This is a genomic window from Flavivirga rizhaonensis (assembly GCF_004791695.1).
In the GTDB taxonomy this organism is placed as follows: Bacteria; Bacteroidota; Bacteroidia; order Flavobacteriales; family Flavobacteriaceae; genus Flavivirga; species Flavivirga rizhaonensis.
The window spans coordinates 34,750-45,303 of the sequence record NZ_SRSO01000035.1; the positions used below are offsets into that span (position 1 = coordinate 34,750).

At 29.7% G+C, this 10,554-nt stretch carries 7 protein-coding genes; 2 read left to right on the forward strand and 5 right to left on the reverse strand.

Going from position 1 to position 10,554, the window contains the following annotated elements; genetic code table 11:
- Positions 1-414: 414 nt before the first annotated feature.
- The 5 genes from EM932_RS18440 to EM932_RS18460 form a co-directional block, all read right to left on the reverse strand.
- Positions 415-930, reverse strand: coding sequence for an OmpH family outer membrane protein (locus EM932_RS18440; RefSeq protein WP_135878681.1), 516 nt, complete (start codon positions 928-930; stop codon positions 415-417).
- A 226-nt stretch (positions 931-1,156) separates the two neighbouring features.
- Positions 1,157-2,008 (reverse strand): class I SAM-dependent methyltransferase, encoded by an 852-nt coding sequence (locus EM932_RS18445; RefSeq protein WP_135878682.1) that lies wholly within the window; start codon positions 2,006-2,008, stop codon positions 1,157-1,159.
- Between the two features lie 78 nt (positions 2,009-2,086).
- Entirely contained in the window at positions 2,087-3,958 is a 1,872-nt protein-coding gene (gene mnmG / locus EM932_RS18450; protein WP_135878683.1) for a tRNA uridine-5-carboxymethylaminomethyl(34) synthesis enzyme MnmG, read from the reverse strand.
- Between the two features lie 217 nt (positions 3,959-4,175).
- Entirely contained in the window at positions 4,176-4,586 is a 411-nt protein-coding gene (gene ybeY / locus EM932_RS18455) for an rRNA maturation RNase YbeY (protein WP_135878684.1), read from the reverse strand.
- A complete protein-coding gene (locus EM932_RS18460) occupies positions 4,579-8,052 on the reverse strand; it encodes a hypothetical protein (protein ID WP_135878685.1) in 3,474 nt (1,157 codons plus the stop codon). The genes ybeY and EM932_RS18460 overlap by 8 nt, the downstream gene beginning before the upstream one ends.
- Positions 8,053-8,561: 509 nt before the next feature.
- On the opposite strand from EM932_RS18460, the gene gltX reads away from it, so the two are divergent.
- The gene (gltX, locus tag EM932_RS18465; protein ID WP_135878686.1) at positions 8,562-10,169 is read left to right on the forward strand and encodes a glutamate--tRNA ligase; all 1,608 of its coding nucleotides are present in this window, start codon (positions 8,562-8,564) and stop codon (positions 10,167-10,169) included.
- Positions 10,170-10,258: 89 nt separating this feature from the next.
- Positions 10,259-10,435 carry an addiction module antidote protein gene (locus EM932_RS18470; protein ID WP_246041144.1) on the forward strand — a complete coding sequence of 59 codons (177 nt, stop codon included), beginning with the start codon at positions 10,259-10,261 and terminating at the stop codon, positions 10,433-10,435.
- Positions 10,436-10,554 lie beyond the last annotated feature (119 nt).

Genomic DNA, 10,554 nt, shown 5'->3' on the forward strand with positions numbered 1-10,554 from the left:
AAAAATTTTTGCTTGTTTTTTCTTCTCATTATATCTAAAACGTACAAAACTGATATTAATCGTTTTATTTAGATTTTGTTTATAAAATGAAATTTGAATTTTATTCTGTTTATAGTTTGTTTTATTTAATATAATAGTACTTGTAATAATCAGAGACTTAAAAATTAAATTAAATGACTCTACGGAGTTATTTTAGCTCCAAGTTTTAAACTTTACGAGTATTAAATATTTTGATTGTATAATAAAATTTGATATAAAATATTCTTTGTTTGTTAATAATAAGAAAAAACTTACATTTAATATTTATTTTGACATCAAGTATATTTAGAATTTTATTTAATAGTTGCCTTAAGTATAAAAACAAAAAATCCCAGCAAAAGCCAGGATTTAATAAATTTATTAATTTTTATTTATTTACTTTTTATAAGCTTCATTTAAAGCATCTAAAACAATTTTTGTTAAATCATTTTCATCTGTTCCATAAAGAACTGTAGCTGCAGCATCGCTAGTTCCTAAGATATAAGTATAACCATTAGTTTTTCCGTAATCTTTTACAAAGTCTTTTACTTTAATGATTAAAGAATCAATCTCAGTTTGAAAATTTTGAGTTAATTGTTGTTGCTCAAATTGCATTTGTTGTTGAAGTAGTTGTTGCTTTTGTTGCAAACCACCCATTAATTCTTGAGCTTTCTTTTTTGATGATTTTTGAGCTGTAATCTGTGTTTGTTGAACTTCTAATTGAAAAGCTTGTCCAATGCTATCAGCTTTCTTTTTAAATGCTTCTTCTTTGGTTTGAAATTTTGCTTCTAAATCTATTTTCTCTTGAAAATCATTTATAACAATGCCATTATCTATATATCCTATTTTTTTTTCTTTTTGACAGGATGTAAAAGCCAAGGCTACTAATAATGTATAAACTATATTTTTCATTTTGTTGTTTTTTAAATCCGAACAAAAGTAATAAAGTAAAGCCTAAAATTGGGTAGAAATATTTTGAATTTAAATTATAACGAATTTTTATAGCTATTAATATTGTAATAATAATAATTTATTAAAAAACAACTCATTTAAAGCGTTTTAAGAGACTTTAATGATTTTTACTAGGTTTGTTATCTTTAATAATGTAAAACTTAAATTTGATTGATATAATTAAGTTTTAGATGTTTTTAATGATATAAATTAAAGAAGATGCCTCCTTAGATGTTATAGCCTTTAAATTTGAAATGAATCCTATCCAAAAACCTTTGATAGGATTCATTTTTCCATGTTTATATTTTTCCGAAAGAAGACTTACATAAAAAGCATCAAAAAACATGGGTTTGATTTTTATGATTTTCATGGAAACTTTTAAAACTAATTTGGATATAGAAGTTTTATTAAAATGCCAAAGATGTCTAGGTACATCGTAAGCTGCCCAAAACTCTTTATAATATTTTGCATCATAACTTTTATAATTAGGAACTGCAATTATTAAAGTACCATTAGGTTTTAGTAATTTTTTAAAAATTGAAATATGTTCTTCTAAATTTGGTAAATGTTCCAACACATGCCAAAGCGTAATGACATCAAAACTTAAGGGTTTTAGTTTAAAAAGCTCTTTGGTTTCATAAACAGAATTATTTGTTTTTTTATTTGCAATTTCTCGAGCTTGTTCATTTGGTTCAATTCCTGCAATTGTCCAATTATTTTGTTTAGCTGTTTTTAGAAAATCACCTGTACCAGAACCAATATCTAAAAGATTTTTTTCTTCTGAAGAAAAAGAATTAATTAATTTTAATTTCTTTTTTAAGGATACGTTTCTTATTATATGATAGATTTTTTCAAATAAATTTCGTTTGGTATCTGTATGTGAAATATAGTCTTCACTTTTATAATACTCTGGTAATTTACTTAAAGATGGTTGAGGTGTAGTTTCAAGGAAACCATATTCAGTATTTTGAATTAGTTTAAATGTTTCATTAGAAACAGAATGATCTTTTACAGTTAAATAAGAGGAGTTATTTTTCATTAGAAATAGATTCTGAACTAAGTTCAGAATGATAAAAATTAAAATTTAGTAAAACGTTCCACGTGGAACACTCAAAAATCATCTACCCATATAAACTAATAATACAGAAATATCATTAGGTGAAACACCACTAATTCTTGATGCTTGTGACACAGTTGTTGGTTGTATTTTTCTTAGTTTTTCACGTGCTTCAAAACTCATAGATTTTATTTTAGAGTAGTCAAAATTCTCTGGGATTTTTACATACTCTAGCCTACTTAATTTATCAGCATTATTTTTTTCTTTAGCTATATAGCCAGAATATTTTACTTGAATTTCTGCTTGTTCTATAACCTCATTATCTAAATTATTAGCTTGAATATATTCTTCTACAGCTTTAAATTTCCGAACATCATCTATAGTAATATTTGGTCTCGAAAAGATCTTAAACATCTTATCAGATTGTTTTACTAAAGCCGATCTTTTAGACTCTAAAACTGGATTTGCTTCTTCTGGTTTTACACTTGTTTTAGAAAAGAAGGCTACAAATTTTTCTGCATCATTGTGTTTTTGCTCCATTCTTTTTAAGCGTTTTTCACTCGCTAAACCAAGCTCATAACCCTTAGGTGTTAATCTTAAATCCGCATTATCCTGACGTAATAAAGTTCTATATTCCGCTCTTGATGTAAACATTCTATAAGGCTCTTCTGTGCCTTTTGTAATTAGATCATCTATTAAAACACCAATGTATGCTTCATCTCTTTTTAAAGTAAAAGTATCTTTTTCTTGAACTTTTAAACTGGCATTTATACCTGCCATTAATCCTTGAGATGCGGCTTCTTCATATCCAGTAGTTCCATTAATCTGACCTGCGAAATATAACCCATCTACAAGCTTAGTTTCTAAAGTATGTTTTAGCTGTGTAGGTGGAAAATAATCATATTCAATAGCATAACCAGGTCTAAAAAACTTAACATTTTCAAAACCAACTACAGAGCGTAATGCTTTAAATTGAACATCTTCTGGTAGAGATGTTGAGAAGCCATTTACATAAACTTCGCAGGTATTCCATCCTTCTGGTTCTATAAATAATTGATGTCTATCTTTATCTGCAAAGCGATTAATTTTATCTTCAATTGATGGACAATAACGAGGTCCTAAACTTTTAATTCTACCATTAAACATTGGAGATCTGTCAAACCCTTCTCGAAGTAAATCATGTACTTCAAGACTGGTGTAAGTCATATAGCATGAACGTTGTTTTTCCAATGGTTTTGTAATATCTAAATAAGAGAATTTCTCTGGATTATCATCTCCAGGTTGTTCAACCATTTTAGTATAATCCAAACTTCGTCCATCCACTCTGGGTGGCGTTCCTGTTTTCATTCTTCCAGATTCGAAACCTAAATCAACTAACTGTTCTGTAATTCCGGTTGCAGCTTTTTCCCCTGCTCTACCACCACCAAAATTTTTATCTCCAATATGTATTAATCCATTTAAAAAAGTGCCATTAGTCAAGACAACAGACTTGGCTTTTATCTCTATTCCTAAGGATGTTTTTACACCAGTAACTTTTCCTTTTTTTACGATTAAAGCAGATACCATTTCTTGATAAAAATCCAAGTTAGGTGTACCTTCTAAAAGTAAACGCCAATCTTCTGCAAAACGCATACGATCACTTTGCACTCTCGGACTCCACATGGCTGGCCCTTTAGATTTGTTAAGCATTTTAAACTGTATAGCAGAGGTATCAGATACTATACCACTGTAACCACCAAGTGCATCAATCTCTCTTACAATTTGTCCCTTAGCAATACCGCCCATAGCAGGATTACAAGACATTTGAGCAATGTTTTGAAGATTCATAGTAATTAGTAATGTTTTGCTACCCATATTTGCAGCAGCAGCAGCAGCTTCACTTCCAGCATGTCCAGCTCCTACAACAACAACATCATACATTTCGTTAAACATATTTTTTGGTTTTAAATAGACCTATGTTCCACGTGGAACATATTAATAATTTTAAGTTTGCAAATATACGGCGTTTCTTTAAAACGCTTATTTTAAATATCTATTTCACCTATAGTTTTAATAGATTAAAAAACATATGTTTTGAGAATTTGTGATTTAGCGAGAAAGATATTTTCAATAAAGCTTCAAAATATTACTTTGAAATGTTTGTACTATACTAAGCTAATTGCTTTATATAATAGTTTTCTTTTTCTCGCATTACTTTAGCATCAGCATCTGTTTTATCTTTATAACCACAGTAATGAAGTATACCATGAATGATAACACGATGCAATTCTTCTTCAAAAGAAACAGAGAAATCTTTAGCATTATCTTCCACTCTTTCTATAGAAATAAAAATATCTCCCTGTATTAATTTACCTATAGAATAATCAAAACTAATAATATCTGTTAATGTATCATGATTTAAAAATTCTACGTTTAGTTTATGAAGATATTCATCATCACAAAACACATAATTAATTTCTTCTAATTTATAGGTTTCTTCATAAATTGTATTTAAAATCCAGCTGGAAATTTGGTCCTTATTATTTAAAGAAAAATCAGTTTCGTAATTGAAGTTAATCATTATTCTGCTTAAAATATTCTTGCACTTTCTTTTTATAAACTTGTTGCAAAGGTAAAGCTTGTCTGTTTAATATTTCGGTGGTTTTAAAATATTGTTTTGCAGTAGGTATTTGACTGTTTGTATTATTATTGAAATTGTTTTTATTCGTTTCAGATTCTCTTTTATTATCCTCTCCTTGTTCGAACGTGGCGTTCTCTAATTTTAATAATTGATGCTTTAACTGCATCATTTTTTGAAGTGTTTGATTTGTAAATCCTTTGTTCAATAAATCCAATTCAATGTCTTCCATACTTCTTAATAATCTGTCTCCATTGCCTCCTTTTCCCTTTCCTTCTTTAGCCAATCTTTCCTCTAAAGCTTTTCGTAATTCCTGCTGCTGTTGGTATATTTGATATAATAAACCATTCATATCTTCATTAGTTCCTTCACCTTCTCCCCCTTTTTGATTCCCTTCTTTTCCTTCTTCATCTTTGCCTCCTTGTTTATCGCCTTTCTTTCCTTTTTCTCCATCTTTACCTTTTTTACCTTCTTTCTCACCATCTTTTTCACCTTTGCCTTCTCCTTCTTTGGGTTTTCCTTTTTCGCCTTTCTTCATACCCTCTTCCATCATCTTATTAAGCTCTTCCTGACTCATAATAATATCTGGTAATTGCATCTCTCCTTTTCCTCCTTTTCCAGGAGACATGCTCATATTTTCTTGCATATTATCTAAAACATCACTTAAAAAATTAGCTAAATTATTTGCTGCTGTTACAGCAAACTGTTGATTAGAGACTCCCTGATATAATTGATTTTCTGCTAGTAAACTTAAAGCTTTATCAATGTTGTAATAAACATCGGTTATTTCTTTATTAACTTTTTCAGAAAGTTTAGGTTGACGAAGCGACAATGAAAACAAGCTATCATCGATATGTTCAAAATGTTCTTTTAAATTATTTTGTTTTCGTAAATACGATGCAAACTTATTATGGTTAGCGTCTATATTTTTAAACTGATTCATGACACTTTCCTGATCAAAAGAAAATAGCACAAGGTTATCTAAAATTTGACGAAGCATATCTACATCTTCTTGCATTTGTTCTCCTCCTCCGCCTTGCATAGCACTTTGCATTTGCTGACTCATTTTTTTCATTTTTTGAGCCGCTTTCTTCTGGCTTTTTTGAGCGTTCTTTAAATTTTGATTTTCCTGTTTTTCTTGCTTTTCTCCTTCTTGTTGTTCTTCTTCATTTTGTTTTTCACCTACTTGCTCCTCTTCTTTTTTCTCTAATGCATCTGATGCTTTTTCTTGTTCTTTTTTAATATCATTCTCTTCTAATTTATCTTGAGGAATATCAATTGGTTTTTTTAAAGCCTTACTATCTTTCTTTAAATCTTCTAACTGTTTAGAAAATTCTTCAAATTTTTTATTAAGCTCTTCTTGTTTGTCTTTAGTATTTTCTTCTTCAGATTTGTTCGATTGTTTTTCTTGTTCTTCTGCAAGCTTCTCTAAATCACTCTTTAGTTTTTCTAATTTCTTCTCAACATAAAAACGTTTGGTTAATTCCAGCAACTGCTGTAAACTTCGCTTTTTGTTTTTATTTTGTTTTGCTAGTTCTTCTAGTTTTTTTGTGATAACGTCCTCTTTGTTGATTTTTTCCAGAAGCTCTTTTAACTCATCTAATACTTTTTCATCTTTCTTAAGCTGTTCTTCATTTTCTTTTAAACGTTCCTTTAAATCTTCTTTAAATACATCCTCTTTTAAGTTTTCTTTTTGAAATTCTTCTAAATTATCTTTCAGTTTTTTATTGAAATTTTTCATCATTTCGTCTTGTTGTTCCTGACGTTTTAAAAAGGATTCTAATTTCTTTTTATCATTAAAATTTAGAGTCGATTTTTCTTTTTGAGTTTTAGTGAGTTGTTCTAATTTTTTATCCTGCTCATCAAATTTTTCTAAAGATTTATTCAAATCTTTAATGGTTTTGTTTTGTTCTTCTAAATTCTTTTGTGATTCTTCCTCTTTTGTGCGTTTTCTATAAGTAAACACATGACTTTTAGCAGTTTTGTGTTTGTTAATTATATCATTATCAAATACTTGAAAATATAATTCATAAGATTTACCTGCTTCAATATTTAAATTATTAGGGAAAGCACTTACAAAATCAGCAATATTGGAATTAGATATTGGAATCTTTTCAAATTGTTTGTTTTTATCATCATCAGACGGATAGTACACTAGTTGTAACTTACTAAAACCGTAATCATCGCTTACTTGTCCATAAAAATATAAGGATTGTAAATCCAAACTGTCTGTTTCCACTTTTAAATTAATTTCTGGATATTCATCCTTAACAACACCAATACTGAATGCTAGATTTTCGTAATTTTGAAGGTTTTTATTGCTGGTACTTAAACTGTAATCCAAATTATTATAAACACGTTTTGAAGCTTCAAAAGTTCCTGATTCATCAGAGGAAAAATTAATAGTATCGTTAGCATATAGATGAACTTGTTCTGTAGATTTGGTTTTTAATTGCCAGATAATATTTGTGCCTTCAGGAACTAAAGCATTTCCTGTACTTTTAATAGTTTCATCTTTCTTTTTAGTGTAAGCTGGGTAATCTAAAACCATTTCAAAACTCAATAAAGAAGGCACCTCAACAATTTTTATTCCATAAGGTTTAGATTTTACATCATTGGCCGATAGTTCAAAACGAATGTCCGATTTAAGTTGCGAAAACACGTATTCAAATTCTCCTACGCCCTTCTGTTGTAAAAAATAAGTTTCGTTATTATAGGTTATTTGTGCGCTTTCTGGTGTGAGTTCTCCTGCTGTTTTTACAATCAGTTTAAAATCTTTATTCTCAATAGCTTTTAAATTATCGTTTACTACAAAAAATTGAAATGGTGCCGGTGGCTCATAGGCCGTTTTATAATGAACGACACGTTCGTAACTCTCACTAAACCAATTAAAATTACCTGTTAAAAAAGTGAGCAACAAGATTAAAACAGGAATAGCTGCGTACTTTAAATAATGTAAGTTCTTTTTTAAGTTAATAGCTAATTTAAATGGAATTGGAGTAAGTTCTAGCGATTTCTGTTCAATACTTGCTAAAAGTAATTCTGACTGTGATTTGTTTTGGTTCAGTTGAAGAACATTTAGTAATTTATCATTTACTTCTGGAAAATACTGTCCTATAATCCTTGAGGCATCTTCATAATTAATACCTTTTTGAAGCTTGAATAATTTAGCTAAAGGTGCTGCAATGAATTTAATAATTAGAGTTACTTCTACAGCTATAAATAGCCAAAATAAAACGGTTCTGGCTATGGTATTTAACCATAAAACATGTTCAATAAATAGCGTAAATAGAAAATATAATAAGCCTATAGCAAAAAATAAAATGGCGCCTTTTAGTAATTCATTTGTGTAATAGCGCTTAATAAATGCCTCTAACTTGTTTTGTATGCTCTTAAAGTTACTATTCATGGTTTTTATTCCTGATCTCTGGGACTTACAAATTCAATTGTTTTTTTAAATAAAATATTGAAAAGTTATTTTAACGACTTACTAAACTACAATTTTATTTAGTAAAGAGTTTATAATTAAGTGTTAATTGTTAATGCCTGCGTAGATGTTAACTATTGAAAGGTAACTTTTTTAAAGCTTAAAAAATGAAACCCCCTCATAAGTATAATTAAAAAGAGGGAGTTTGATGTAATAAAAGTATGAAGTTATAACTCTCAATTAAACCCATAACTATTATAATTACAATTTGTTTCTCAACACTATAAATGTATAAGCTTTCAACTATTTTGGTCTTTTGTTTTTACATGAATAATAATAAAAAGGCCTTAAGAAGCTATAATTAAGTATTCAATTAGATTACATTATTATTTAATAGTTTAAGAATTTGAATAGAGTCATTATTAAAAATCTCTGTGTTGGTATTTTTCTATTATAGCTTATCTGTATCTTTGCAAACAAATTTATAAAACATGACCAAAAACGTTCGTGTGCGTTTTGCACCAAGCCCAACAGGACCTTTACATATAGGCGGTGTTCGTACAGCTTTATTCAACTATTTATTTGCAAAAAAACACCATGGAACTTTTGTTCTTAGAATAGAAGATACCGATCAAAACAGGTATGTTGAAGGGGCTGAAAAGTATATCGTTGATGCTCTTAATTGGTGTGGAATGCCTTATGATGAAGGACCTACTTCGACTGCGCTCAGTACAGATTCCAAAAACGAGACGTTTGGCCCTTACAGACAAAGCGAACGGAAACATTTATACAAACAATATGCTGATGAATTAATTGCATCAGGCAATGCTTATTATGCTTTTGATACTGCTGAAACGTTAGATTTTCACAGAAAAGACCACGAAGCGAAAGGGAAAACGTTTATATATAATTGGCATAACCGCTTAAAATTAAGCAATTCCTTATCGCTTAGCGCGGAAGAGGTTAAAGCTAAATTGAATGCTGGTGATGCATATGTGATTCGATTTAAATCCCCACAGGATGAAACACTTCATTTAATAGATAGTATTCGTGGTGATATTAAAATAGACACTAATATTTTAGATGACAAAGTATTGTTTAAAAGTGATGGGATGCCAACCTATCATTTAGCAAATATTGTGGATGATCATTTAATGGAAATAACACATGTTATTCGTGGAGAAGAATGGTTACCATCTTTAGCATTACATTACCAATTATACAAAGCTTTTGGTTGGGATGCTCCGGAATTTGCGCATTTACCATTAATTTTAAAACCAACAGGAAAAGGAAAATTAAGCAAGCGTGATGGTGATAAATTAGGATTTCCTGTGTTTCCTTTAGAGTGGAAAGACCCTAAAAGCAATGACATTTCAAGAGGTTATAAAGAAGATGGCTATTTCCCAGAAGCTATGGTAAATTTCCTGGCATTTTTAGGCTGGAACCCAGGAACCGAACAAGAAATTTTTAATTTGGATGAACTTATTGAGGCTTTCGATTTAAGTCGTGTTAACAAATCAGGAGCACGTTTTGATCCAGATAAAATAAAATGGTTTAACCATTATTACATGCAAACACAAAACGATGATGTTTTAGCTGAGTTGTTTAAACCTATTGTTGATGAAAAACTAAATGCGACCTCGAGTACTTCGACTTCGCTCAGTACAGGCTCTGTCGAGAGGTCTCATCAGGATGAGATTTCTCCTTCCAGTCGAAATGACATAGCCTTAGTTGTTGGTTTAATAAAAGAACGAGCTACTTTTATTTCTGATTTCTGGAATTTAAGTCATTTCTTTTTTATTGCTCCGAAAGCCTATGATGAAAAAGCATCAAAAAAGGCATTCAAAGAAGGCACAAAAGAACTTATGTTGGAGTTAGTTTCTATAATTAATACAGTTGAGGATTTTTCTGTAGAAAACCTTCAAACCAAAATTAAAGGCTGGATTACAGATAATGACATTGGTTTTGGTAAAGTAATGATGCCATTACGATTAGCCCTAGTGGGTGCTTTACAAGGTCCCGATGTGTTTGATATTATGTATATGATTGGCAAAAAAGAAAGTATTAAGCGTATAGAAGCAGCAATAGCCTCTTTATAGGGTTTTCTTAGATAAATTAACGTCAGTTAGATTTAATTTTTTTATAAAAAATAATATTAAAACAATGATTTTCAAGTGTTTGTCATTTAATGACAAAAATCGCGGAAGAAACTGGATTAAGCAGACCGAGTTTATACAAAGCATTATCTGATGGAGCTAAACCTCAATTTGCGACAATAATGAAAGTATTAAAAGCCATAGGAGGACAAATTCAAGTGAATCATGTCTGCTTAAAAATAACGACACCACAACAATGGCTCCTATGAAAAGCACTAGCCAAGTTCTTCAAAGTTAATATTTATTTTTCAATTATCTCATAATGATGATTTTGAGATGTTGAATTGTTGATAATTCCGATAGGATTATCAATAATTCAACACTATAT

Coding starts and splice junctions, on each gene's coding strand:
- EM932_RS18470 (WP_246041144.1), top strand. CDS start 10,259: ATGACAAAAATCGCGGAAGAAACTGGATTAAGCAGACCGAGTTTATAC.
- mnmG (WP_135878683.1), bottom strand. CDS start 3,958: ATGTTTAACGAAATGTATGATGTTGTTGTTGTAGGAGCTGGACATGCT.
- gltX (WP_135878686.1), top strand. CDS start 8,562: ATGACCAAAAACGTTCGTGTGCGTTTTGCACCAAGCCCAACAGGACCT.
- ybeY (WP_135878684.1), bottom strand. CDS start 4,586: ATGATTAACTTCAATTACGAAACTGATTTTTCTTTAAATAATAAGGAC.
- EM932_RS18445 (WP_135878682.1), bottom strand. CDS start 2,008: ATGAAAAATAACTCCTCTTATTTAACTGTAAAAGATCATTCTGTTTCT.
- EM932_RS18460 (WP_135878685.1), bottom strand. CDS start 8,052: ATGAATAGTAACTTTAAGAGCATACAAAACAAGTTAGAGGCATTTATT.
- EM932_RS18440 (WP_135878681.1), bottom strand. CDS start 930: ATGAAAAATATAGTTTATACATTATTAGTAGCCTTGGCTTTTACATCC.